This is a genomic window from Nocardioides sp. Kera G14, assembly GCF_020715565.1.
Classification (GTDB): domain Bacteria; phylum Actinomycetota; class Actinomycetes; order Propionibacteriales; family Nocardioidaceae; genus Nocardioides.
The window spans coordinates 2960539-2985651 of sequence record NZ_CP085839.1 but is presented as its reverse complement, the minus strand read 5'-3'; the positions used below and the strand labels follow the sequence as shown (position 1 = coordinate 2985651).

22 protein-coding genes and 1 tRNA gene are annotated in these 25113 nt (G+C 70.3%); 19 read left to right on the top strand and 4 right to left on the bottom strand.

The annotated features are described in order from the left end of the window. Positions 1 to 2 precede the first annotated feature (2 nt). Entirely contained in the window at positions 3 to 644 is a 642-nt protein-coding gene (upp, locus tag LH076_RS14605) for a uracil phosphoribosyltransferase (RefSeq protein WP_227781487.1), read from the bottom strand. A 56-nt stretch (positions 645 to 700) separates the two neighbouring features. Between upp and LH076_RS14600 the strand changes: the two genes are divergently transcribed. Both LH076_RS14600 and LH076_RS14595 read left to right on the top strand, forming a co-directional pair. Further along, complete coding sequence (locus tag LH076_RS14600) at positions 701 to 1192, top strand: tRNA adenosine deaminase-associated protein (protein ID WP_227781486.1); 492 nt, start codon at positions 701 to 703, stop codon at positions 1190 to 1192. Positions 1193 to 1220: 28 nt separating this feature from the next. Next, entirely contained in the window at positions 1221 to 1676 is a 456-nt protein-coding gene (locus LH076_RS14595; protein ID WP_227783647.1) for a nucleoside deaminase, read from the top strand. Here LH076_RS14595 and LH076_RS14590 read toward each other — a convergent pair. Next, a complete protein-coding gene (locus LH076_RS14590; RefSeq protein ID WP_227781485.1) occupies positions 1662 to 2684 on the bottom strand; it encodes a LacI family DNA-binding transcriptional regulator in 1023 nt (340 codons plus the stop codon). The genes LH076_RS14595 and LH076_RS14590 overlap by 15 nt on opposite strands. 163 nt (positions 2685 to 2847) lie before the next feature. Between LH076_RS14590 and LH076_RS14585 the strand changes: the two genes are divergently transcribed. The 12 genes from LH076_RS14585 to LH076_RS14530 all read left to right on the top strand — a co-directional run bounded on the left by LH076_RS14585 (position 2848) and on the right by LH076_RS14530 (position 15779). Then, the gene (locus tag LH076_RS14585; protein ID WP_227781484.1) at positions 2848 to 4389 is read left to right on the top strand and encodes a sugar ABC transporter ATP-binding protein; all 1542 of its coding nucleotides are present in this window, start codon (positions 2848 to 2850) and stop codon (positions 4387 to 4389) included. Further along, entirely contained in the window at positions 4386 to 5477 is a 1092-nt protein-coding gene (locus LH076_RS14580) for an ABC transporter permease (RefSeq protein ID WP_227781483.1), read from the top strand. Before LH076_RS14585 ends, LH076_RS14580 begins: the two co-directional genes overlap by 4 nt. Beyond that, positions 5474 to 6583, top strand: a complete 1110-nt coding sequence (locus LH076_RS14575; protein ID WP_227781482.1) for an ABC transporter permease — start codon at positions 5474 to 5476, stop codon at positions 6581 to 6583. Before LH076_RS14580 ends, LH076_RS14575 begins: the two co-directional genes overlap by 4 nt. Next, positions 6580 to 7617 carry a rhamnose ABC transporter substrate-binding protein gene (gene rhaS, locus LH076_RS14570; protein WP_227781481.1) on the top strand — a complete coding sequence of 346 codons (1038 nt, stop codon included), beginning with the start codon at positions 6580 to 6582 and terminating at the stop codon, positions 7615 to 7617. Before LH076_RS14575 ends, rhaS begins: the two co-directional genes overlap by 4 nt. A 61-nt stretch (positions 7618 to 7678) precedes the next feature. Next, positions 7679 to 8050: an L-rhamnose mutarotase gene (locus LH076_RS14565; protein ID WP_227781480.1), complete on the top strand. Its 372-nt coding sequence runs from the start codon at positions 7679 to 7681 to the stop codon at positions 8048 to 8050. A 1-nt stretch (position 8051) separates the two neighbouring features. After that, positions 8052 to 9230, top strand: coding sequence for an L-rhamnose isomerase (gene rhaI / locus LH076_RS14560; protein ID WP_227781479.1), 1179 nt, complete (start codon positions 8052 to 8054; stop codon positions 9228 to 9230). A 4-nt stretch (positions 9231 to 9234) separates the two neighbouring features. After that, complete coding sequence (locus LH076_RS14555) at positions 9235 to 11268, top strand: bifunctional aldolase/short-chain dehydrogenase (protein ID WP_227781478.1); 2034 nt, start codon at positions 9235 to 9237, stop codon at positions 11266 to 11268. Beyond that, complete coding sequence (locus LH076_RS14550) at positions 11265 to 12758, top strand: rhamnulokinase (RefSeq protein WP_227781477.1); 1494 nt, start codon at positions 11265 to 11267, stop codon at positions 12756 to 12758. The genes LH076_RS14555 and LH076_RS14550 overlap by 4 nt, the downstream gene beginning before the upstream one ends. 2 nt (positions 12759 to 12760) lie before the next feature. Beyond that, positions 12761 to 13519: a (Fe-S)-binding protein gene (locus LH076_RS14545; protein WP_227781476.1), complete on the top strand. Its 759-nt coding sequence runs from the start codon at positions 12761 to 12763 to the stop codon at positions 13517 to 13519. Further along, a complete protein-coding gene (locus LH076_RS14540) occupies positions 13516 to 15000 on the top strand; it encodes a lactate utilization protein B (protein ID WP_227781475.1) in 1485 nt (494 codons plus the stop codon). Before LH076_RS14545 ends, LH076_RS14540 begins: the two co-directional genes overlap by 4 nt. Beyond that, positions 14993 to 15649 (top strand): LutC/YkgG family protein, encoded by a 657-nt coding sequence (locus tag LH076_RS14535; RefSeq protein WP_227781474.1) that lies wholly within the window; start codon positions 14993 to 14995, stop codon positions 15647 to 15649. The genes LH076_RS14540 and LH076_RS14535 overlap by 8 nt, the downstream gene beginning before the upstream one ends. A gap of 43 nt (positions 15650 to 15692) precedes the next feature. Beyond that, positions 15693 to 15779: transfer RNA gene (locus LH076_RS14530), tRNA-Ser, on the top strand. A 58-nt stretch (positions 15780 to 15837) separates the two neighbouring features. Here LH076_RS14530 and LH076_RS14525 read toward each other — a convergent pair. Then, complete coding sequence (locus tag LH076_RS14525; protein WP_227781473.1) at positions 15838 to 16233, bottom strand: phage holin family protein; 396 nt, start codon at positions 16231 to 16233, stop codon at positions 15838 to 15840. A gap of 71 nt (positions 16234 to 16304) precedes the next feature. Between LH076_RS14525 and LH076_RS14520 the strand changes: the two genes are divergently transcribed. Beyond that, complete coding sequence (locus LH076_RS14520; protein WP_227781472.1) at positions 16305 to 17153, top strand: SGNH/GDSL hydrolase family protein; 849 nt, start codon at positions 16305 to 16307, stop codon at positions 17151 to 17153. A 126-nt stretch (positions 17154 to 17279) separates the two neighbouring features. Continuing rightward, positions 17280 to 17885: a hypothetical protein gene (locus LH076_RS14515; RefSeq protein WP_227781471.1), complete on the top strand. Its 606-nt coding sequence runs from the start codon at positions 17280 to 17282 to the stop codon at positions 17883 to 17885. A gap of 21 nt (positions 17886 to 17906) precedes the next feature. On the opposite strand, the gene LH076_RS14510 is transcribed toward LH076_RS14515, so the two are convergent. Beyond that, on the bottom strand, positions 17907 to 18158 hold the full coding sequence (locus tag LH076_RS14510) for a hypothetical protein (RefSeq protein WP_227781470.1): 252 nt from the start codon (positions 18156 to 18158) through the stop codon (positions 17907 to 17909). A 92-nt stretch (positions 18159 to 18250) separates the two neighbouring features. Between LH076_RS14510 and LH076_RS14505 the strand changes: the two genes are divergently transcribed. From LH076_RS14505 to LH076_RS14495, 3 genes are all read left to right on the top strand, one after another. After that, complete coding sequence (locus tag LH076_RS14505) at positions 18251 to 21523, top strand: DUF2126 domain-containing protein (protein WP_227781469.1); 3273 nt, start codon at positions 18251 to 18253, stop codon at positions 21521 to 21523. A gap of 182 nt (positions 21524 to 21705) precedes the next feature. Further along, positions 21706 to 24204: a circularly permuted type 2 ATP-grasp protein gene (locus tag LH076_RS14500; protein WP_227781468.1), complete on the top strand. Its 2499-nt coding sequence runs from the start codon at positions 21706 to 21708 to the stop codon at positions 24202 to 24204. Then, positions 24201 to 25088 carry a transglutaminase family protein gene (locus LH076_RS14495; RefSeq protein ID WP_227781467.1) on the top strand — a complete coding sequence of 296 codons (888 nt, stop codon included), beginning with the start codon at positions 24201 to 24203 and terminating at the stop codon, positions 25086 to 25088. The genes LH076_RS14500 and LH076_RS14495 overlap by 4 nt, the downstream gene beginning before the upstream one ends. Positions 25089 to 25113: the final 25 nt, after the last annotated feature.

The window sequence follows — 25113 nt, the reverse complement described above, 5'->3', positions numbered from 1 at the left end:
GCCTACTCCGCGAGGCCGTAGAGGCGGTCGCCGGCATCGCCGAGACCGGGGACGATGTAGCCCTTCTCGTTGAGCCGCTCGTCGACGGCGGCGGTGACGACAGTGACGGGCACCGACACCCCGGCGAGGCCGGACTCGAGCGCGGTCAGGCCCTCGGGGGCGGCGAGCAGGACGATGCAGGTGATGTGGTCGGCGCCCCGGTCGACGAGGAAGCGGATCGCCGCGGCGAGGGTGCCGCCCGTCGCCAGCATCGGGTCGAGCACGTAGCACTGGCGACCCGTCAGGTCGGCGGGAAGGCGCTCGGCATAGGTGATCGCCTCGAGCGTCTCCTCGTTGCGCGCCATGCCGAGGAAGCCGACCTCGCCCGTCGGCACGAGCCGCATCATCCCGTCGAGCATGCCGAGGCCGGCCCGCAGGATCGGTACGACGAGGGGCGTGGGTGATGACAACTTGGTGCCCGTCATCGGGGCGACCGGGGTCACGACCTGGACCGGCTCGACACGCACCTCACGCGTCGCCTCGTAGGCCAGGAGGGTGACCAGCTCGTCGGTCAGGGAACGGAACGTCGGGGAGTCGGTGCGCTCATCGCGGAGCGTGGTGAGCTTGTGGGCGACGAGCGGATGATCGACGACGACGGTCTGCATAAGCCAGACCCTAATAGGGGTTTGTTTCCCTTGGCTTGTCTGCGACGCTGGACCACATGGCAGGGAGCGCTGACGACATCGAGGGCATCGACTTCGCCCTCGCGGTCTACCGCGAGGAGGGCGCCTGGCAGGTGGCCGAGCTGGCCCACGACCTGCTCAACGACGTCGAGTCGTTGACCGCCGCCCTGCGCCGTTTCCCCGGTGACGGCGGTGCCGCCGGCCTGATCGGCGTCGACGAGGACTTCTTCATCGTTGCCCGCGTCGCGGGCTCGAGCGTGCGACTCCTGCTCAGTGACGTCACCGCCGCCGAGGACTGGGAGCTGGCCGAGTCCGTCCTCGACCACCTCGGCCTGCCCGACCCGGATGACGACGAGGATCCCCAGCCCGCCGGCGATCTCGGCATCTTCGCCGACGCCGGCTTCTCGGCCATCGACATGGGCATCCTGCTCGACGACGACCTCTACCCCGACGAGGCCCTCTCGGAGATCGCCCGCAAGGTGGGCTTCGGGGAGCTCTTCGACGACGCGGTCGGCCTGACCAACGCCTGACACCTTGCCGCTCTCCGACGTCGACGCGATGGGCCTGGCCCTCGACGAGGCACGCCTGGCCCTCGCGACGGACGACGTCCCGATCGGGGCGGTCGTCGTGTCGCCGTACGGCGAGGTGATCGGGCGCGGACGCAACATCCGCGAGGCGACCGGCGACCCGACGGGGCACGCCGAGGTCGTCGCGATCCGGGAGGCGGCGGCCACGCTCGGGGAGTGGCGCCTCGCGGGCTGCACCCTCGTCGTGACGCTGGAGCCCTGCACGATGTGCGCCGGCGCGATCGTGCTCTCCCGCGTGCAGCGCCTCGTCTTCGGTGCGTACGACGACAAGGCCGGTGCGGTCGGCAGCCTGTGGGACGTCGTCCGTGACCGCCGGCTCAACCACCGCCCGGAGGTCCACTCCGGGGTCCGCGCCGACGAGGCGACCGGGCTCCTGACCGACTTCTTCACCGCACAGCGGGCGGCCGGCGGCTCAGGCCAGGGTTGAGGCCCGGGCGACCAGCTCCGGAGTGAAGACCACCTGCTGGTGGTGGTGATGGATGTTGGTGGCTTCGTCGATGACGAGCTCGGAGGCGACCCTGCCCAGCTCCTGACGCGGCTGGCGGACCGAGGTCAGCGGCACGGCCGCTGCTGCGGCGAACTCGATGTCGTCGTAACCGACGATTGCGAGCTGTTCCGGCACCCGCAGGCCGGCGGTGGTGGCCTGCTGAAGGATGCCGAGGGCGACGAGGTCGTTGGCGCAGAAAGCCGCCGTGGGCCTGCGTCCCGACGGGATGCCGGTCAACCGCTCGCCGGCGGAGCGCCCCGCAGCGACGGTCAACGACTCGACGGCGATCAAGGTCAGGTCCTCAGGGGCGAACCCGGCGGCAGCCCAAGCCTCCTGGGCGCCCTGATAGCGGTCGGCCACCTGGCCGATGCTCAACGGTCCGCCGACGAAGGCCACACGTTGGTGGCCCCGGTCGATCAGGTGCTCGACGGCCAGCCGCCCGCCCAGGATGTCGTCGACGGCGACCGAGCAGAACTGCTCACCCTTGCGGATCCGGTCGACGATCACCAGCGGCGTGCCGCGCTCGGCGATCGCGTCGAGCGCGGCACTCTCCGGATCGACCGGTGTCATCAGGATCCCCTGGACCCGCTGCGCCTGAAGATGGTCGACATGGGTCGCCTCGCGGACGGCTCGGCCCTGGCTGTTGCACAGGAAGAGCGAGAGCCCCGCATCCTCAGCAGCCTGCTCGATGCCCTGGGCGACATCGGTGAAGAAGGGGTTGCCGGCATCGAGCATCACGTAGGCGAGTGCGCGGGTGCGACCCGCCCGCAGAGAGCGGGCCGACTCGTTGCGGACGAACCCGAGGTCAGCCATCGCACGCTCGACCCGCTCTCGGGTCGAGGCGGTGACCCGGTCTGGCCGGTTGAGGACGTTCGAGACGGTGCCGAGGGAGACGCCGGCGGCAGCGGCGACGTCCTTGACGGAGACGGACGCGGGCGGACGGGCCATGCCACCTCCCTCTCGAATTGAAATGAATTGAAACGGTTCAGGCACTGACGTGTCAACACGGCCGTAGAAAATGTAGACGCAAAAGACGCCGAAGTGCTTGACGAGTGTGAGGTTCGTCACATACGTTCTGTCCGTCGTATTGAAACGTTTCAAAGGAGCGAGTATGCCGGACACGGCCGCGAGCCCTGTGGTGCTGGAACTGCGGGACATCGCCAAGTCGTTCGGGGCGGTCACCGCCCTCCGCTCGGGCAGCCTCGTCGTCGAGCGAGGTTCCATCCACGCCCTCGTCGGTGAGAACGGCGCGGGCAAGTCGACGCTGGTCAAGATCGTCGCCGGTGTCCATCGCCGCGACTCCGGGGTGTTCCGCTTCCTCGGCGAGGACGTCGACTTCGCGTCCACCGCCGCCTCGAAGGCGGCCGGTATCGCGGTGATCTACCAGGAGCCGACGCTCTTCCCTGACCTCTCGGTGGCGGAGAACATCTTCATGGGCCGCCAGCCTCTGGGGACGGCACGCCGGATCGACTACACCACGATGTACGACGACGCCGAGCGTCTCTTCACCCGCCTCGGCGTGCGGATCGATCCGCGTCGACCGGCGCGCGGGCTCTCGATCGCCGACCAGCAGGTCATCGAGATCGCGAAGGCGATCTCGCTCGACGCCACGCTGCTCATCATGGACGAGCCGACTGCCGCCCTGAGTGGTGTCGAGGTGGAGCGCCTCTTCTCGATCGCACGGAGCCTGCGCGACGAGAACCGCGGGCTGGTCTTCATCTCGCACCGCTTCGACGAGGTCTTCGCGCTCTGCGACACCGTCACCGTGATGCGCGACGGCGCCTACATCTCCACCGACCCGATCGCCTCGACCACCGTGGACGAGATCGTCGCCCGCATGGTCGGCCGGGAGGTCTCCGAGCTCTTCCCGAAGACAGCCGCCCCGATCGGTGAGGTCGTCCTCGACGTCCGAAGTCTCGGCTCCGCGGGCCTCTTCCACGACGTCTCCTTCCAGGTGCGCGCGGGGGAGATCGTCGGTCTCGCCGGGCTCGTCGGCGCCGGCAGGTCGGAGATCGCCCGCGCCGTCTTCGGCGTCGATTCGTACGACGACGGCTCGGTGCGCCTCGATGGCAGGGACGTGCCGCGGCGCAATCCGAGAGCTGCGATCCGCGCCGGTATGGCCTTCGTGCCGGAGGACCGCCGCAGCCAGGGACTGGTGATCGACGAGTCGGTCGCACGGAACATCGGCTCGGTGATCCGCCGCGGGCTGGGCCGGGCCGGCCTCCTGACCGCGTCCGCGGAGAACCGCGCCGCGGCCCCGTGGGCCGGTCGGCTCGAGGTCAAGACCTCGGCGCTCGACATGCACGCGGCCACCATGAGCGGCGGCAACCAGCAGAAGGTCGTCATCGCCAAGTGGTTGGCCACCCAGCCCAAGCTGCTCATCATCGATGAGCCCACCCGGGGCATCGACGTGGGGACCAAGGCGGAGGTGCACCGGCTCCTCTCCGACCTCGCGGGTCAGGGCCTCGCCATCGTGATGATCTCCAGTGAGCTGCCCGAGGTCCTCGGGATGGCCGACCGGGTGCTGGTCGTCTGCGAGGGCCGGATCACCGCCGAGCTCGACCGCGAGCAGGCCACCGCCGAGTCGGTGATGCGCGCCGCGACCCGCACGGCCGCCGAGCTCGCCTCCCAGGGAGCGGAGGTGCCGGCATGAGCGAGCTCTTGATCGAGCCGAGCCGGACCTCCCCGGCTCGCCGGATCCTCGGGACGCTGCTGCGCTCCCGCGAGATCGCTGTCGCCGTCGTGCTCCTGCTCATCGTGCTGCTCACCACCCTGAAGAGCCACAGCTTCCTCATGAGTTCCGACGGCTGGCGCAACCTCTGGGTCAACCCGTCGCTGCTGCTGGTGCTCGCCGTCGGTCAGGCAGTCGTCATCGTGACCAGGAACGTCGACCTGTCGGTAGGCTCGACGCTCGGCCTGACGGCGTACCTGGTGGGCAAGATCTTCATCGCCCAGCCGCAGCTCCCCGTGCCGCTGATCTTCCTCATCGGGCTCGCGTTCGGTGCGGGGCTCGGTCTCGTCAACGGGGCCCTCGTCGCCTACGGGCGGGTGCCGGCCATGGTGATCACGCTCGGCACGCTCTACATCTACCGCGGCATCTTCCTGACGTGGGCCGGCAGCAACCGGGTGAACGCCTCGGACTTCCCGAGCTCGTTCAACAAGCTCGGCACGAGCGAGATCCTCTCGCTCCCCGTGCTCACCCTGATCGCGCTGGCCGTGATGGCGCTCGTGGGCTACTACCTGCGTACGGCGCGCAGCGGTCGTGAGCTCTACGCGATCGGCTCCGACCCCGCCGCGGCCGAGCTCTACGGCCTGCCTGTGACCCGCCGGGTCCTCGTCGCCTTCGCCTTGAGCGGCGCCATGGCCGGACTTGCCGGAGTGATCTACGCGGCCCGCTACGGCACCGTCTCCTCGGGAGCCGGCTCGGGCATGGAGCTGCAGGCCGTCGGCGCGGCCGTCATCGGTGGCGTCGCCATCGCGGGCGGCGTCGGCACCGTCTGGGGCGCGGCGCTCGGCGCACTTCTGCTCACCACCATCAACCAGGCGCTGCCGATCGTCGGCATCTCCGACTTCTGGCAGCGAGCCGTCGTCGGCGCCCTGATCATCGCCGCCATCGTGCTGGACCGCGTGCTGGCCGCACGCCAGCAGCGCCAGCTGGTCGCCGCCCGCGACCGCGTCCGACGCGAGACCGTCCGGCGCGGCCCGGCCGACGCCGTACACCAGGCAGGGAGCCCCGCATGAGCAACGCCACTCTCCTCCAGCCCGATGCAGCCCCGGCCCGCACGTACGCGGCGTATTCACGCCCGCTCTGGCGTCGTGCACTGCTCACGCGGGAGTTCGCGATCATCGCCCTGCTGCTGGTCGTGTACTTCTACTCGCTGGGCAATGTGCCGAACTTCGACGGCCCGCTCACGCTCTACTACCTCTTCCTCGACATCGCCCCGATCCTGCTGATCGCGCTGCCGATGGCGATGGTGATGATCACCGGCGAGATCGATCTGTCGGTGGCCAGCGTGGTCGGCCTGTCGAGCGTGCTCGTCGGCCTCCTGCATCAGGACGCGCACCTGTCGATCCCGGCCGCTGCGCTGGTCGCGATCGTCGTCGGGGCCGTCTGCGGAGCCGTCAACGGATTCCTGGTCGCCTACGTCGGCCTGCCGTCACTCGCGGTCACGATCGGCACGATGGCGCTCTATCGAGGCATCGCGGTCGGTCTCCTCGGGACCCGTGCCGTGACGGACTTCCCCGAGAAGTGGACCGATCTCGCCAAGCAGCGCATCTTCGGGGACGGCACCAGCTACCCGATGATCCTCATCCCGTTCCTGGTGCTGCTCGCTGTGTCGGTGTGGCTGCTGCACTTCTCCGGCTTCGGACGGGGAGTCTTCGAGATCGGGCTCAACCGCGAGGCGGCGCACTTCTCCGGTGTCAACGTCGAGCTCACCAAGTTCTGGCTCTTCGTGATGGCTGGCGCCGTCTCCGCCTTCGCCGGGGTCTACTACACGTTGCGCTACGGCAGTGCCCGAGGCGACAACGCGACGGGACTCGAGCTCCAAGTGATCGGTGCGGTCGTGCTCGGCGGCATCTCGGTCTTCGGCGGCCGCGGCGCCCTGCACGGGGTGATCGCCGGGGTCATCCTCATCGGCGTCATCTCCAGTGCGATGCGCCTCGAGGGCCAAACGGTCAACGTCATCAACATCGTCATCGGCGCGCTCCTGATCGCCTCGGTGATCTCCTCCAGTCTCCTCGCTTGGGCCACTCGGCAGCTCCAGGCCAGGTCGCGGGGCCTCGGCTCCGCCTCACGCCGGCGTGCGGTCGCCGCAGGCATCCAGAGTGAAAGGGAAGAACAATGAAGTTCCGGAATGGGCGGATCACCGCGCTTGTCGCGGTGGCACTGTCCGCCAGCCTCGGCCTGACCGCATGTGGCGGCAGTGACAGCAAGAGCAGCAGCGACGGGAGCAGCAGCTCCGGCGGGGACGTCTCCGTCACCTTCCTGCCCAAGAACCTCGGAAACGCGTACTTCGACACCAGCGACGCGGGTGGCAAGAAGGCGGTCAAGGAGTTCGGCGGGACGTACGCCGAGGTCGGTCCCGACGCGGCCAGCCCCGACGCGCAGGTGCCGTTCATCAACACCGCCGCGCAGCAGGGCGTGAAGGCCCTCGTGATCTCGGCCAATGACCCCAAGGCGATCTGTGACGCGATCGACGAAGCGCGGGACGCGGGCACCAAGGTCGTGACCTTCGACTCCGACACCAGCGCGGACTGCCGTGACCTGTACATCAACCAGGCCACCGCAGAGGGCATCGCCAAGGTGCAGGTCGACCAGATCGCCGAGCAGATCGGCGACTCCGGTGAGGTCGCCATCCTCTCTGCTGCGGCCAACGCGACGAACCAGAACGCGTGGATCGAGCTCATGAAGAAGGACCTCGCCGCCGACCACCCGAACATCAAGCTCGTCGACACCGTCTACGGCGACGACGACGACCAGAAGTCGTTCGACCAGACGGCGGCACTCCTGCAGAAGCACCCCAGCCTCAAGGGCATCATCTCGCCCACGACCGTCGGCATCGCCGCCGCAGCCCGCTACCTCTCGACGTCCTCGTCGAAGGGCAAGGTGGCGCTCACCGGTCTCGGCACCCCCAACCAGATGCGCGACTACGTGAAGGACGGCACCGTCACGTCCTTCGCCCTCTGGAACCCGGAGGACCTCGGCTACCTGGCGGCCTACGCCGCCAAGGCCCTGGTCGACGGTGACATCACCGGCAAGTCCGGCGACACCTTCACCGCCGGCTCCCTCGGAGACTTCACGGTCGGCGACAACGGCGAGGTCCTGTTGGGCGACCCGTTCGTCTTCACCAAGGACAACATCGACCAGTTCAACTTCTGACCGGACCGGTGCCTGCCAGGAACCTCCTCGCCTGGCAGGCACCTCGGAAGGAACCAACGACATGACGGACGAGATGACGCGAGTCTGCTTCCAACTGCAGGTCCGGCCCGACCGGATCGACGAGTACCGAAGGCGGCATGCCGCCGTATGGCCCGAGATGCTCCAGGCCCTGCACGAGACCGGTTGGCACAACTACTCGCTCTTCCTCCGCCCGGACGGACTCCTCATCGGTTATCTCGAGACACCGTCCCTCGCCGAGGCCCAAGCAGGCATGGCCGCACGCGAGATCAACACCCGCTGGCAGGCCGAGATGGCCGAATTCTTCGTCGACCTCGGCGATGCCGCACCCGACACCGGGTTCGTGGAGCTGCAGGAGGTCTTCCACCTCGAGGACCAGCTCTCCTCGACTATTCGCGAGACAGAAGTGAAGTGACATGACACAGGCAACACGGTTCGACCGGATCGCGCCGTTCCTCGACGGCCAGGCCATCGAGGTCCCCTCGTGGGCCTACGGCAACTCCGGGACGCGGTTCAAGGTCTTCGGCTCCGCCGGAACGCCTCGCACCGTCGAGGAGAAGATCGCCGACGCCGCGGCCGTGCACCGCTTCACCGGCCTCGCACCGGCGGTCGCCCTGCACATCCCCTGGGACAAGGTCGACGACTACGCCGCCCTGCGGCGGTACGCCGAGGATCTCGGCATCCGGCTGGGCACGGTCAACTCCAACACGTTCCAGGACGACGACTACAAGCTCGGCGCCCTCACCCACACGGATCCGAAGATCCGGCAGAAGGCGATCGACCATCACTTCGAGTGCCTCGACGTGATGGACGCGACCGGCTCGCGCGACCTCAAGATCTGGCTCGCCGAGGGCACCAACTATCCCGGTCAGGGCGACCTGCGCGGACGGCAGGACCGCCTCGCCGAGTCGCTGGCGACCATCTACGAGCGGGTGGGCGAGGAGCAGCGGCTGGTCCTGGAGTACAAGTTCTTCGAGCCGGCGTTCTACCACACCGACGTCCCGGACTGGGGTACGTCGTACGCCCATGTGGCCGCGCTCGGCGAACGTGCCTTCGTCTGCCTCGACACCGGCCACCACGCACCCGGCACGAACATCGAGTTCATCGTCGCCCAGTTGCTGCGGCTCGGGAAGCTCGGCTCCTTCGACTTCAACAGCCGCTTCTACGCCGACGACGACCTCATCGTCGGTGCCGCGGACCCGTACCAGCTCTTCCGGATCCTCTTCGAGGTCATCCGCGGAGGCGGCTTCGGGCCGGAGGCGACTGCGGACGTCGCCTTCATGCTCGACCAGTGCCACAACATCGAGAAGAAGATCCCGGGCCAGATCCGCTCGGTGCTCAACGTGCAGGAGATGACCGCACGGGCACTGCTGGTGGATCGCGACGCGCTCACCGCGGCGCAGGAGGCGGGCGACGTACTGCTCGCCAACGAGATCTTCATGGACGCCTTCTACACCGACGTCCGACCGCTCCTCGCTGCATGGCGCGAGGAGCGAGGTCTGCCCGCCGACCCGATGCGGGCCTACCTCGCCAGCGGCTACCAGGAACAGATCGAGGCCGACCGTATCGGCGGCACCCAAGCAGGATGGAACTGAACACATGAGTACGACGGCAGCAGAGCTGATCGCTCGATCGAACCGTCTCGGCGCTGACCCGAAGAACACCAACTACGCGGGCGGCAACACCTCGGCGAAGGGCACGGAGACCGACCCCGTGACAGGGGAGCCGGTGGAGCTGGTCTGGGTCAAGGGCTCCGGGGGAGACCTCGGCACCCTCAAGGAGTCCGGGCTCGCCGTGCTCCGCCTCGACCGGATGCGTGCCCTGGTCGACGTCTACCCCGGCGTGGAGCGCGAGGACGAGATGGTCGCCGCGTTCGACTACTGCCTGCACGGGAAGGGCGGCGCTGCCCCGTCGATCGACACCGCCATGCACGGCCTCGTCGACGCTGCGCATGTCGACCACCTTCACCCCGACTCCGGCATCGCCATCGCGACCGCCGCCGACGGAGAGAAGCTGACCGAGCAGATCTTCGGCGACAAGGTGGTCTGGGTGCCGTGGCGCCGTCCGGGCTTCCAGCTCGGCCTCGACATCGCCGAGATCAAGGCCGAGAACCCGCAGGCGGTCGGTTGCATCCTGGGTGGCCACGGCATCACCGCGTGGGGCGACACCAGCGACGAGGCCGAGAAGAACTCGCTCTGGATCATCGACACCGCCGCCGCCCACATCGCCGAGTACAGCAGGGCCGAGCCGTTCGGACCGGCGCTCGACGGGTACGCCGCCCTTCCCGAGGCCGAGCGTCGCGCCAAGGCCGCCGCCCTGGCGCCGACGATCCGCGGGATCGCGTCGGCGGACCGTCCGATGGTCGGTCACTTCACCGACTCCGACGTCGTGCTCGACTTCCTCGCCTCCGCCGAGCACCCGCGCCTCGCCGCGCTGGGGACGTCCTGCCCTGACCACTTCCTGCGGACCAAGGTGAAGCCGCTCGTCCTCGACCTGCCCGCCTCGGCGAGCGTGGAGGAGTCGATCGCCCGGCTCAAGGAGCTCGCCGTCGCCTACCGCGAGGACTACCAGGGCTACTACGACCGCAACGCGACGCCGGAGTCCCCGGCCATCCGTGGCAAGGACCCGCTCATCGTGCTGGTCCCCGGCGTCGGCATGTTCAGCTACGGCAAGGACAAGCAGACCGCCCGCGTCGCGGGTGAGTTCTACGTCAACGCGATCAACGTGATGCGCGGTGCTGAGGGACTGTCGACGTACGCGCCGATCGACGAGGCCGAGAAGTTCCGCATCGAGTACTGGGCGCTGGAGGAGGCGAAGCTCCAGCGGATGCCGAAGCCGAAGCCGCTCGCGACCCGCATCGCCCTCGTCACCGGTGCCGCCAGCGGCATCGGGAAGGCGACCGCCGCCAAGCTCGCGGCCGAGGGCGCCTGCGTCGTCATCGCCGACCTCGACCTGGCCAAGGCCGAGTCAGCCGCCGCCGAGCTCGGCAGTGCCGACGTCGCCGTGGGTGTCCAGGTGGATGTCAGCGACGCGGCTGCGGTGCAGGCGGCGGTCGCCGCCGCCGTACTCGCCTTCGGCGGTCTCGACCTGGTGGTCAACAACGCCGGCCTGTCGCTGTCCCGGTCCCTCCTCGAGACCACCGAGCGCGACTGGGACCTGCAGCACGACGTGATGGCGAAGGGCTCGTTCCTCGTCGCGAAGGCGACTGCCAAGGTGATGATCGAGCAGGAGCTGGGCGGCGACATCGTCTACATCTCCAGCAAGAACTCGATCTTCGCCGGCCCGAACAACGTCGCCTATGGTGCCGCCAAGGCCGACCAGGCCCATCAGGTCCGGTTGCTGGCCGCCGAGCTCGGCGAGCACGGCATCAAGGTCAACGGCGTCAACCCCGACGGCGTCGTGGCGGGCTCGGGCATCTTCGCCAGCGGCTGGGGAGCCAACCGTGCCGCGGTCTACGGCGTGGAGGAGAAGGACCTCGGCAAGTTCTACGCCCAGCGGACGATCCTCAAGCGTGAGGTGCTCCCGGAGAACATCGCCAACGCCGTCTTCGTGCTCTGCTCGCCGGAGCTCAGCCACACCACCGGCCTGCACATCCCCGTCGACGCGGGCGTGGCGGCGGCCTTCCTGCGATGACGTCCGACCTCCGGCTCGCGGCCGTCGACCTGGGTGCGACCAGTGGCCGCATCATGGCGGCGGTCGTGGGCCCGGACCGGCTCGAGGTCACCGAGGCGCACCGCTTCCCCAACGGGGCGGTGCGGGTCGGCGGCGAGCTGGTCTGGGACGTGGTCGGCATCCACCGCGAGATGCTCGCCGGCATCCGGAAGATCGCGGCGGAGGGGCCGATCCACGGCATCGGCATCGACTCGTGGGCCGTCGACTACGGCCTGCTGGACCGTGACGGGCGGCTCCTCGGCAACCCCGTGAGCCATCGCGACCAGCGGACCAAGGGGGTCGCCGACCGCGTCCGCGCCGTCATTCCGGCCGAGGAGATGTACGCCGTCACCGGGCTCCAGGAGCTGCCCTTCAACACGGTCTACCAGCTCGCCGCGGCCGAGGGCACCGCAGCGCTCGAGGCCGCCGAGACCATGCTCCTGCTCCCGGACCTGCTCGGCTACTGGCTCACCGGCCGGATCGGTGCCGAGCGGACCAACGCGTCGACGACCGGCCTCTACGACGCCACGCGGCGCGAATGGGCGCTCGACCTCGCCACGCGGATCGGCCTGCCCTGGTCGATCCTGCCGCCGTTGCGCAACCCGGGTGACGTCGTCGGCTCGGTCGCCCCCGCGGTCGCGACCGAGCTCGACCTGGACCACGACGTGCCGGTCATCGCCGTCGCCTCGCACGACACCGCCTCGGCGGTGGTCGGGGTCCCAGCCGACACCGACTCCTTCGCGTACATCTCCTCGGGCACCTGGTCCCTCGTCGGCCTCGAGCTCCCCCGGCCGGTGCTGACCGAGGAGGCGCGGCAGGCCGACTTCACCAACGAGGCCGGCCTCGACGGCACCATCCGGTTCCTCAAGAACGTGATGGGCCTGTGGGTCCTCTCCGAGGCCCTGCGCACCTGGCGCGAGCGTGGCGAGGACGGCCTCGAGCTCGGCGACCTGCTCGCCGAGGCCGCCGATGAGCCGGCACTGCGCACCGTGGTCGACGTCAACGACCCCCGCCTGCTCGGCCCGAGCACCGCGGCGGATCCCATGCCGGAGCGGCTCCTCACGCTCGCCGCCGAATCCGGCGAGCCGGAGCCCGAGGGCACGACCGCCCTGGTGCGCTGCATCCTCGACTCCCTCGCCCTCGCCTACCGGCGTCACGTCCGTACGGCCGCGGAGCTCGCCGGCCACGCGGTGGACGTGGTGCACGTCGTCGGTGGAGGGTCCCAGAACGCCTTGCTCTGCCAGCTCACGGCCGACGCCTGCGAGTTGCCCGTCCTGGCCGGCCCGACCGAGGCCGCAGCGCTGGGCAACGCCCTCGTCCAGGCACGAACGCTCGGTGCCGACCTGCCCGACCTGGCGGCGATGCGGTCGCTCACCCGGCGTACGCATCCCACTGTCCGCTACGACCCGCGGCCGGGGCTCGACTGGGAGGCCGCGGAGCGACGCCTCGCGTCCCAGCGGGCAGGATGGTGAGCATGCGGGTCGCGCTGATGGTGACGTGTATCAACGATGCGCTGTATCCCGGGACGGGGAAGGCGGTCGTCGCACTGCTGCGCCGACTCGGTGTGGAGGTCGACTTCCCGGCCGCACAGACCTGTTGTGCCCAGCCGATGGTCAACACCGGCTATCTCGACGAGGCCGTCCCGGTGGTCCGCACCTTCGTCGACGCCTTTGCCGGGTACGACGCCGTGGTGACTCCGTCCGGGTCCTGTGCAGGCTCCGCGCGTCATCAGCACGGACTCGTGGCCCGACGCTCCGGCGACGCCGGGCTGGCCGCAGCCGTGGCGGAGGTGTCGCCACGGGTCTACGAGCTCTCGGAGTTCCTCGTCGACGTCCTGGGCGTGACGGACGTCGGCGCCTACTACCCGCACACCGTCACCTACCACCCGACGTGCCACTCCCTGCGCATGCTCGGGGTGGGCGACCGTCCTCGCCGACTGCTGGAGAGCGTCCGCGGCCTGACGCTGATCGACCTTCCCGGCGCAGACCAGTGCTGTGGCTTCGGCGGGACCTTCGCCGTCAAGAACGCCGACACGTCCGTCGCGATGGGGGCCGACAAGGTCCGTCACGTCCGTGACACCGGGGCCGAGGTGCTCGTGGCCGGCGACAACTCTTGCCTGACCCACATCGGCGGTCTGCTCTCACGCCAACGGGCCGGCGTGCGCACCGTCCATCTCGCCGAGATCCTCGCCTCCACCGAGAGCGCCGTGCTGCGGGCCGGAGCTGGCCGATGAGCGGCACCTTCGTCGGCATGCCTGCGTTCCCCACCGGCGCGCGTGCAGCGCTGGCCGATGCCCAGCTGCGCCACAACCTCGCGCACGCCACCGGCACGATCCGCGGCAAGCGAGCCCGTCTCGTCGACGAGGTCGACGAGACCGGCGACTGGGAGGCCCTGCGGCTGGCCGGCGCGGGGGTGAAGGAGTCGGCGCTTCTCACCCTCGGTGTCCAGCTGCGCCGCCTCGAGGAGATGCTCGTCGCCAACGGCGCGATCGTGCACTGGGCGCGTGACGCCGGGGAGGCCAACCGGATCGTCGCCGACCTCGTGAAGGCGCACCGCGTTGACGAGGTGGTCAAGGTCAAGTCGATGGTCACCCAGGAGATCGGCCTCAACGAGGCGCTCGCCGCCGAGGGCATCGCCGCGTGGGAGACCGACCTGGCCGAGCTCATCGTCCAGCTCGGCGACGACCTGCCCTCCCACATCCTCGTGCCTGCGATCCATCGCAACCGGGCGGAGATCCGGGAGATCTTCCTCCGCGCGATGAAGGAGGTCGGCAGGCCCGCGCCCGAGGATCTCACCGATGAGCCGGCCGTGCTCGCGGCCGCGGCCCGGGCGCACCTGCGCGAGAAGTTCCTGCGTGCCAAGGTCGGCATCTCGGGCGCCAACTTCGCGGTCGCGGAGACAGGCACGCTCGTGGTCGTCGAGTCCGAGGGCAACGGCCGGATGTGCCTCACCCTCCCCGAGGTGCTCATCTCGGTCGTCGGTATTGAGAAGGTCGTCTCGTCGTGGCAGGAGCTCGACCCCCTACTGCGGCTGCTTCCGCGCTCCTCGACGGGGGAGCGGATGAACCCCTACACCTCGATGTGGTCAGGCGTCACGCCCGGCGACGGGCCGCAGGAGGTTCACGTCGTGCTCCTGGACAACGGCCGCACCAACGCGCTGGCCGACGAGGTCGGCCGGCAGGCGCTGCGCTGCATCCGCTGCTCCGCCTGCCTCAACGTCTGCCCGGTCTACGAGCGCACCGGCGGGCACGCCTACGGCTCGGTCTACCCCGGCCCGATCGGCGCGATCCTCAATCCGCTGCTCCGCGGTGTCGGCCGACCCGGCGCCGAGGGTGAGCAGCTGGACTCCCTGCCGTACGCGTCCTCGCTGTGCGGGGCCTGCTTCGAGGTGTGCCCGGTGCGGATCGACATCCCCTCGGTGCTGGTCGACCTGCGTGCGCAGGTCGTCGACGCGCATCGCGGTGGGATCCCCAAGGCCGGCCACCGGGCCGAGATGCTCGCCATGAAGGGCGCGGCTGTCGGGCTGGGTGACGCTCGCAAGCTGGCGTTCGGGGAGCGCTTCACCAAGGTCGGCCTCCGCCTCGCCACGCGCTTCGCCGGCTTGGCGGGCGTGCCCGGCCTGTCGAAGTGGGGCTCCGCGCGCGACCTGCCCTCCGCGCCGCAGGAGTCGTTCCGGGCGTGGTGGAAGCGGACCGACGGAGGACGAGATGAGTGAGTGGCGAGGCGGGTCGAGCTCGCGCGAGGAGATCCTCGGTCGGGTCGACCGGGCGCTGGACGGCGTCGGCCCCGTGGCCGCACCGCCTCTGGCACCGCGCCGTGCGCAGCTCGTGGGACCTGAGGCGCTCGTCGAGCTCTTCGCCGAGCGGGTGGCCGACTACCGCGCCACCGTCGTCCGCGCCGACCCGGACACGGTCGCCGACGCGATCGCCGCCGCGCTGGTCGGCGCCGAGTCCGTGATCGTGCCGTCCGGGCTGTCGGTGGATCTCGCGGGCGTCGTACCGCAGGTGATCGTGGACGACGCCACCCTCGGCGCCGCGGAGCTCGATCGCATCGACGCTGTCGTCACGGACGCCACCCTCGGCATCGCCGAGACGGGCACCATCGTGCTCGACCACGGCCCCGGACAGGGCCGCCGTGCGATCACCCTCGTGCCCGATGTCCATGTCTGCCTCGTCCGTGTCGACCAGGTCGTGACCGACGTCCCCGACGCGGTTGCGGTCCTCGGTGACCCGGTCCGCGGCGGCAGCCCCCTCACCTGGATCAGCGGCCCCTCGGCCACCAGCGACATCGAGCTCCATCGGGTCGAAGGCGTCCACGGACCTCGCCACCTCACCGTGATCCTGATCGGCCCGGCTGACCGCTGAGCCGATTTCTTCACGACCCGACGGCTCCGGTAACGTTCCCCTCGGTGTCGTGTCCGAGCGGCCTAAGGAGAACGCCTCGAAAGCGTTTGTGGGTGTGAGCCCACCGAGGGTTCAAATCCCTCCGACACCGCGTGTACGGCCCCGCTGGTCCCGACCGGCGGGGCCGTTTCCCTTTCCCGCCAACGCGGTTAGCGGCGCCTGTCCTCCTCGAGCAGCCGGTCGACCGCCCAGGTGACGACGGTGATGACAAGTGCGCCACCGACCGCTGTCCCGAGGCCCTCGACGTGGAAGCCGATGCCGAGACCGCCGGCGAGCCATGAGGTCAGCTTGAGCATCAGTGCGTTGATGATCAGCAGGAAGAGGCCGAGCGTCAGGATCACGACCGGCAGGCTGATGAAGGTGAGCACGGGCCGCACGATCGCGTTGACCACGCCCATCACGATCGCCACACCGAGCAGCGGCAGCAGCTTGTGGCGGATCTCCGCCATCCCGGAGTCGGGCCCGTCGAAGGCGATGCCGTCGAAGAGCTGCGCGGCGACGGCAAGGGCGACGGCGTGGGTGAGGAGCCAGGCGAGGAAGCGCACACCACATTGTTACCGCGTTGCACGGTCGTGTTCGACCGTGACATGAGTGACTGCTGGTGCAAGATTCCCCTGTGCCTCGCGCCCTCGCCCTTTCCGCCATGCTGGTGGCGCTGCTCGTGGCGACCGCATCGCTGGCGGGTTGCGGAGATGCACGGCCGAAGGCGGACGCATCCCCGACCATCATCACGGCGAGCCAGCAGCAGCCGCTCGTGTACGTCGCCCTGGGCGACTCCTACACCGGGGCACCGAAGCTCGGCACGACGCTGACCCGTGCGTGTCGGCGTACCGACCAGAACTATCCGCACCTCGTGGCGGCGGACATGGGGCTCACCCTCGTCGACGTCAGTTGTGGCGGGGCCAAGGTCCGCGACCTCTCGCACCGCCAGAAGGCCGGCGTACCGGCCCAGGTCGACGCCGTCCGGTCCGACGCGGACCTCGTCACCGTCTCGGTGGGCGGCAACGACGTCGGCATCGTGAAGGTCGTCTCCTCCTGCGTGGCCGCCCCGGCCGCATGCGACGGCGCGGTGGCCGCCGTCCACGGTGGTGTCCGGCAGATGCGCGGGCGGCTCACGCGCGTGCTCAGGCGGATCGGCAGGGTCGCGCCGCACGCCCGCCTCGTCGTGATCGGCTACCCGGAGATCCTCCCGGCCAACGGACGCTGCCTCGGCGCCGACCGCGCGAGAGTGAAGAAGGCCGCGAAGGCGCTCAGGCTGATCGCCACCGCGCAACGGCAGGCCGCATGGAACGCCGGTGCCACCTTCCTCGACGCGCGGAGCTTCACCCGGGGCCACGGTCTGTGCACCACCGCGCCGTGGATCGCCCGGCGCACCACGGCGACCAGCAAGCGCTACCACCCGGAGGCGCCGGAGCAGCGCGCCATCGCCACTGCGCTCGACGGAATCGTCTCCACCCTGCGCTGAGCAGGGCCCCGGTGCCGGCGTGACCCGCGCCTTCTCCAATTTTTTGCTCTCGGTATCGCAGGCCCTGCACCGTCGCGCCGATAGGGGGCCCGTGAGCACACGGGTGGCTCACGCAAGGAGGCCCCCATGGAACGGATGCGACGTTGGTGGGGTATGCCCACGACTCACCGCCCCGACGCCGTACGTCGACAGCTCGATGAGGTCACGGGGCTGCCGCGCTACAGCCCGGCCGACGGGTCCCTCGCGGCGAGCGCGACAGGGTCGGCCATCGTCATCGAGGTCGACGGCTATCTGATGACCTCCCAGATCAAGGGCTTCCGCAGCGCTGAGAGCCTCCTGATCGACGCAGCCTCCTGCGTCGCCGCCGTGGTCGAGCCGGTCGAGGGCCGGGTGCGGCGGATGACCGGGCCGCAGCTCGTGGTGCTCCTGCCGACGCGGGACCCCGAGATGCTGGCTGACCTCGCGAGCCGGCTCGCCCTCGTCGACGACCGCCCGACGCCGGCCTACCGCACCGGCCTCACCCTCGGCTACGCCGTGAGCCCGGTCGGTGGACGGGATGTCCCGGCGCTGGTGCGCTCCGCGATCGTCGCCCTGGCCCACGCACGGCGCGAAGGCGCCGGTTCCGCGGTCGCCTTCCAGGAGGGCTTGGCCGACGACGCGCGCGAGCGCTTCGCCTTCGCCCGGGTATCCCGGGCCGCGGAGCGCGACGTACGGGAGCCCTCGCCCCTCTGAGGCGCCCTGACCGCGGCGGGGTCAGGAGGCGCGACGGCGTCCGCGGGCGGCGATCCGCGGCGCGAACTCTGCGGCCGCCTCCGGCCAGCGCGCCTCGAGCTCGGCCATGGCCTGTGCCAGGACCGCGCGGTCGAGGAGCTCCGGATGGTCGGTCGAGGTGAACAGCAACGTCTCGATCGACTCCACGAGTGTGTGGAAGTCCTCCTCCTCGGCACGCTCGGCGGCGTCGGGACGAGACTGCGGCCGCGGGATGAGCAGTGACAGGGCGTTCACGTCGGGGTCAACGACGGCCCCCCGCGGGCGGTTACGGTGATCTGGAGCTCGCACCCGCTTGAGCGGAAACATTCGTCTGGCACCCTGTGGACATGTCGATCAAGGTCGCTCTGGAGCACCGGACCACCTACGACTTCGCCCATCCGGTCGCGGTCGCCCCTCACGTCGTCCGCCTGCGGCCCGCGCCGCACAGCCGCACCCCGATCGAGGCCTACAGCCTCAAGGTCGAGCCTGAGAACCACTTCCTCAACTGGCAGCAGGATCCCTTCGGCAACTGGATGGCCCGGCTGGTCTTCCCCGAGAAGGTCTCGAAGCTGGACATCACCGTCGGCCTGGTCGCCGACATGATGGTGATCAACCCCTTCGACTTCTTCGTCGAGGAGTACGCCGAGACCTTCCCCTTCGACTACGAGCCCTCGCTCCTCGCCGATCTGGCGCCCTACCTCCGTCCGGTCGAGAACTCGGCGGCTGCGGCGGAGTGGAAGGCGGCGCGCGACGCCAGGGTCGCGGCCACTCTGCCCGAGGGCGGGGTCCCGATCGTCGACTTCCTGGCCGGCCTCAACTCCGCGGTCTATGCCGACGTGGCCTACGACGTCCGGATGGAGCCGGGCGTGCAGACGCCCGACGAGACGCTGACGCGCGCGATCGGTTCGTGCCGCGACTCGGCCTGGCTGCTGGTGTCGTTGCTGCGCCAGTACGGCCTGGCGGCGCGCTTCGTGTCGGGCTACCTGGTCCAACTGGCGGCCGACCAGGAGGCGCTCGACGGGCCCTCGGGTCCGGCAGCTGACTTCACCGACCTGCACGCCTGGTGTGAGGTCTTCATCCCCGGCGCGGGCTGGGTCGGCCTCGACCCGACCTCGGCGCTCTTCGCGGGAGAGGGTCACATCCCGCTCTCGGCCACGCCGCATCCGTCCTCTGCCGCGCCGATCACGGGGGCCACGGAGCCGGTCGAGGTGACCTTCTCCTTCCACAACGAGGTGCGCCGGATCCACGAGGACCCGCGCGTGACCAAGCCCTACACCGACGAGGCCTGGGCACGGATCGACGCACTCGGCACGTCCGTCGACGAGCGGCTCGCCGCCGGTGACGTGCGGCTGACCATGGGCGGCGAGCCCACCTTCGTCTCCCTCGACGACCAGGTCAGCCCGCAGTGGAACACCGAGGCCGACGGACCCCAGAAGCGGGAGCTGGCAACCCGACTGGCCGAGCGGCTGCAGGCGGTCTATGCCAAGGGCGGCGTCGTCCACCGCGGTCAGGGCAAGTGGTATCCCGGCGAGCCGCTCCCGCGCTGGAACATCGCGCTCCAGTGGCGCACCGACGGCGAGGCGCTCTGGGACGACCCGTCGCTGCTGGCCGACCCGTGGGCGAGCGATCACGGGGGTGCGCACAGCGAGGTCGCCGAGCGGCTGGCCCGCGAGCTCACCGCGGTGCTCGGCCTGCCGGAGGAGCAGCTGTTGGCGGCGTACGAGGACCCGCTGGCGATGCTGGCCGCTGAGGTGCGCCAGCCGCAGGGTGAGCGTCCGAAGGCGGCGATCGACGAGATCACCGCTGACTCGCTGAGGGAGATCGACGGCGACGTCCAGACGCCGACCGGCTGGGTGCTGCCGCTGACCACAGGTGAAGAGTGGACCAGCCCGTCCTGGTCGTTCCGGCGTGGCCGACTCGTCCTCCTGCCGGGCACGTCGGCGGCGGGGTTGAGACTGCCCTTGGATGCGATCAGCTGGGTCGACCCGGAGTTCACCGGCGAGCCGTCGTACCTCGAAACCGGGCCGCCGCTCGTCCCCGAGGTGCCGACCGTCGAGGTCGTCGACCCCGAGGGAGCTCCGACCACCGCGGTGGCGGTCGAGGAGCGCGGCGGATACGTCCATGTCTTCCTGCCGCCGATGGACCGGCTCGAGGACTACACCTCGCTGCTGAAGGCGATCGAGCTCGCGGCCGTCCGCGCCGGGACCACCCTCGTCATCGAGGGCTACGGCCCGCCGCCGGACGCGCGCCTCACCCAGCTCGTCGTCACGCCCGACCCCGGAGTGATCGAGGTCAACGTCCAGCCCACCGCCTCGTGGGCGGAGCAGCGTGAGCTGACGACGACGCTCTACGAGGAGGCCCGCCTCGCCCGCCTGAGCACGGAGAAGTTCGACCTCGACGGCCTCCACACCGGCACCGGTGGCGGCAACCACCTCACCCTCGGCGGTACGACGCCCGCCGACTCCCCACTCCTGCGCCGGCCCGACCTGCTCGCCAGCCTGATCACCTACTGGCAGCGACACCCCTCGCTCTCCTACCTCTTCTCCGGCCGCTTCATCGGACCGACGTCGCAGGCGCCGCGCTTCGACGAGGGCCGGCCCGAGGCGGTCTACGAGATGGAGATCGCCCAGCGCGAGCTGGCCCGCCTGACGAGGGAGCAGGAGGAGCTCGACCTCGAGCCGCGACCGTGGCTGGTCGACCGGCTCTTCCGCCACCTGCTCACCGACCTGACGGGCAACACCCACCGCAGCGAGTTCTGCATCGACAAGCTCTACTCACCCGACTCCTCGCGCGGACGACTCGGGCTGCTCGAGCTGCGCGGCTTCGAGATGCCGCCGCACCCGCAGATGGCGCTGCTGCAGGCCCTGCTCGTGCGCTCCATGGTCGCGATGTTCTGGGAGAAGCCGCTCACCGCACCGCTCGTGCGCTGGGGCACGACGCTGCACGAGGACTTCCTCCTGCCGCGGGGCTGCATCAACGACATCCGGACCGTCGTGGCGGACCTGCGGGCCGCCGGGATCCCCTTCGAGGAGTCCTGGCTCGACCCCTTCACGGAGTTCCGCTTCCCGCGGATCGGCTTCACCCGGGTCGCGGGCATCGAGCTGGAGCTGCGTCAGGCGATCGAGCCGTGGCATGTCCTCGGCGAGGAGGCCACAGGCTCCGGCACGTCACGCTACGTCGACTCCAGCGTCGAGCGGATCCAGGTCCGCGTCACCGGCCTGGACCCCGCACGGCACCTCGTCACCTGCAACGACGTGCCGCTGCCACTCACCGCGACGGACACTCCCGGAGAGTTCTACGCGGGTGTCCGTTACAAGGCGTGGGCGCCCTGGAGTGCACTGCATCCGACGATCGAGGTCCACTCACCGCTGCATGTGGATATCGTGGACACCGTGTCGGAGGTGAGTCTGGGTGGGGCGACGTACCACGTCGTGCACCCCGGTGGCCGCTCCTACGACACCCCGCCGATCAACGCCAACGAGGCCGAGGCCCGCCGGGCCGGGCGCTTCGAGCCACGTGGCTTCACCGCCGGTCGACTGGACGTCGCCGCGATGACGGAGCGTGGACGGCAGGCCGTCTCCGCGGAGTACCCGCACATCCTCGACCTCCGTCGCGCCTGACCCCGCTCCTCCCAGCCGTACATGACGATTCCCATGCGCCACTCGCACGCCGCCATCCGGGCCTCGCTCGCTGGCGCGGGCCGCCTGCGGCGGCCGGTTCCCTCGCTCGCCGCGCGCACACGCGCAAGCGCGGTGCGGCGGCTCGCTCAGTCACAGCCCTCGTGTCCTCCGGCGGCGGCTTCGTGACGATCTTCCGCGACTACGCAGCGTCCGTCGCCCAGCCCATGCTCGGCACGGGCGAGGCGTCGGCACGCTTCGACGAGGTCATCGCTCCGGACGGCTCCTTGCGGCCGGCGTGGAAGGGCATGGCCGAGGTCGCGGTCTCGATCACCGAGGCGGACCTGCAGCGGGTCAGCGGCGACATCGCCCGCTTCCTCGCCGACGACGGCGTCTCCTACGCCCGACCGGGGGAGGGCGTCGGCCCGTGGCGCCTCGACCCGATGCCGCTGGTCATCGACGCTGCGCAGTGGCAGCCGCTCGAAGTCGGACTGGCCCAGCGCGCCGAGCTGCTCAACGCCATCCTCATCGACCTGTACGGCGACCAGCGGCTCCTCTCCGAGGGGATCGTGCCGGCGCCGGTCGTCTTCGGTCACCCGGGCTTCAACCGGGTCGTGGCCGGCCTCGGGCCGCACCGCGCCGACCCGCGTCCCCTGGTCCTCGCCGCGACCGACCTCGGCCGCAACGCCGACGGTGAGTGGCTCGTCCTCGGCGACCGGGCCCAGGCACCGTCCGGCATCGGTTACGCGATGGAGAACCGCCGTGTGATCTCGCGCGTGCTCCCCGAGCTCTACCGCGAGGCCGGCCTGCACCGCATGGAGCCCTACTTCTGGGCGCTCCGCTCGGCCCTCATCCAGTCCGCCCAGGGCGACCGCTCGGACCCGCGCGTCGTCGTACTCAGCCCGGGCACGCACTCCGAGACCGCCTACGACCAGGCCTTCCTCGCCTCGACCCTCGGCTTCCCGCTCGTCCAGGGCGGCGACCTCACCGTCAAGGACGGCTGGGTCTACCTCCGCACCCCCGGCGGCCGGCTCGAGAAGGTCGACGTGATCCTGCGCCGCGTCGACGCCAGCTGGTCGGACCCGCTCGAGCTCCGCGGCGACAGCCAGCTCGGCGTCGCGGGACTCGTCGAGGCGGTCCGCCGCGGACGGGTCCGGGTGGTCAACGGCTTCGGCGCCGGTGTACTCGAGAATCCCGGCCTGCTCCCGTACCTCCCCGCCGCCAGCGAGGCGCTCCTCGGTGAGTCGCTGCGACTGCCGAGCGTTCCGACGTGGTGGGCCGGCACCGCCGACGGGCTGGTCGCGATCCTCGACAGCATTGGCCACGACAACTTCATGGTCCGCACCCTCGACGGCCCTGCCCAGAGCCTCGCCGGCCTCTCCCGCGACGAGCTGCACACCCGCGTCCAGGCCGAGCCGTGGCGGTACGTCGGCCAGCAGCTGCCCCTCCTCTCGCAGGCCCCCACGTGGTCGACCACCGGCGCGATCGCGCGGCCGGTGACGCTGCGCACCTTCACGCTCCGCTACGGCTCGGCCTATCGGCCGCTTGTCGGTGGCCTGGCGTCGGTCCGTGACGCGGCGCCGCTGAGCAAGGACGTCTGGGTGCTCAAGCAGACGCCCGGCGAGCCGGATCAGGGGCTGTCCGACGTCCTGCCGATGACCCACGCCCGCTCGACGACGGTGCTGGTGCCACGTGCACTCGAGGACATGTTCTGGTCGGGGCGCTACAGCGAGCGGGCCGAGGACCTGCTCCGGCTCATCCTCGCCACCCACGTCATCGCGGAGGACTACCGCACCCGACCGCGGTCGACCGGTGGCGCGGCGCTCGGCGTCATGCTGACCGTCATCGCACGACTCTCGCCGTGGGCACCGCCGGGGACGGACGAGCTCGACCGCCTGGACGAGGACTTCCGCTCGCTGCTCCTCGACGAGCATCGCGGCGGCTCCGTCGCCCAGTCGATCGAGGGCATGCGCGAGGCCTTCGCCGGTGTCCGCGACCAGCTCTCCAGCGACATGTGGCGGATCTTCGGCTCGACCGACCGCGCCGCCGGCGAGCTCCGCGACAACCCGTGGAGCCACCAGATCGAGGAGTCCGCCGGCCGCATGCTCACCGGCATCCTCGCGATGCAGGGCGTCACGGCGTCGATGATCCGCGACGCCGGCTGGCACTCGATCCGCACCGGCCGCTTCCTCGAGCGCTCGCTGCAGCTGTGCCACCTGCTCCGCACCACCGCCACCGTCCGCCGCGGCATCGACGTCGACCGCGAGGTGCTCAACGCGGTCCTCGCCTCCTCGGAGTCCTCGGTCACCCACCGCCGGCGCTATCGCGGCTATGTCCGCCCCGCCAACGTCCTCGAGCTGCTCCTGCTCGACAAGGAGAACCCGCGCTCCCTCGCCTTCAGTCTCGCCGATCTGAAGCGGCACCTCAGCGCCCTTCCCGCCTCGACCGGGTCGTCGCGGCCCGAGCGGCTCCTCGACGACCTGATCGCCACCGTCGAGAGCGCCGACATCGCGGCCCTGGTCGCGATCGGTGGCTCCGGACGCCCGAACCTCGAGGCCTTCCTCGACCACGTCCTCTACGGCCTGGAGCGGCTCGCCGAGGCCATCGGCGAGGTCCACTTCGCCTCGGGCCCGGCACCCCGTCCGCTCAACGCCATGGCGCGGAGCGCAAGGCCCGTCGCATGAAATACCTCGTCACGCACCGCACCATCTACACCTACGACGACGACGTCACCGACTCCCTCGGCATCGCCCACGTCGTGCCGCGCTCGCTGCCGTGGCAGCACGTCACGGACCCGGCGGTCACGGTCTCGCCGGTCCCGGCCGATCAGTCGAGCGATGCCGACTTCTACGGCAACACCGTCACCTACTTCCAGGTGCTGACGCCGCACAAGGAGCTGGAGGTCGACGCGGTCTCCCACGTCGAGGTCTCGGCGCCGGCGTACGACGACAGCGGGTTCACCCAACCGTGGGAATCCGCACGCCCGCTCGACGATCCGTCCCTTCCGGGCGCCTGGCGTGCCTGCGACATGGCAGTCGTCTCGCCACTGATCGAGCACACCGCCGAGGCCGCCGCCTATGGCGCGGAGTCCCTCACGCCGGGGCGTCCGCTCGTCGAGGCGGCGGCCGAGCTGATGCATCGGATCCACGCCGACTTCGCCTACGACAAGACGGCCACGACGGTGACGTCGACGATCGACGAGATCTTCTCGGCACAGGGTGGGGTCTGCCAGGACTTCGCCCACCTGATGATCGCCTGCCTGCGCACCCACGGGCTCGCCGCCCGTTACGTCTCCGGTTACCTCGCCACCACGCCGCCGCCGGGCACGCCGCGCCTGGTCGGCGCGGACGCGTCGCATGCCTGGGTCGCCGTCTGGGTGCCCGCCCCGGTCGGTGAGGGCGAGTGGGTGATGCTCGACCCCACCAATGACCAGTGGGTCGACGAGCGGTACGTCACCGTGGCGTGGGGCCGGGACTACGCTGACGTCCCTCCTGTGAAGGGCGTGATCTTCACCGAGGCCAAGAAGTCCACACTCGCCGTCTCGGTCGACGTCGCCCCGGTGGTCTGAGCCGGCCCTTGCGCCCGCTGCCATG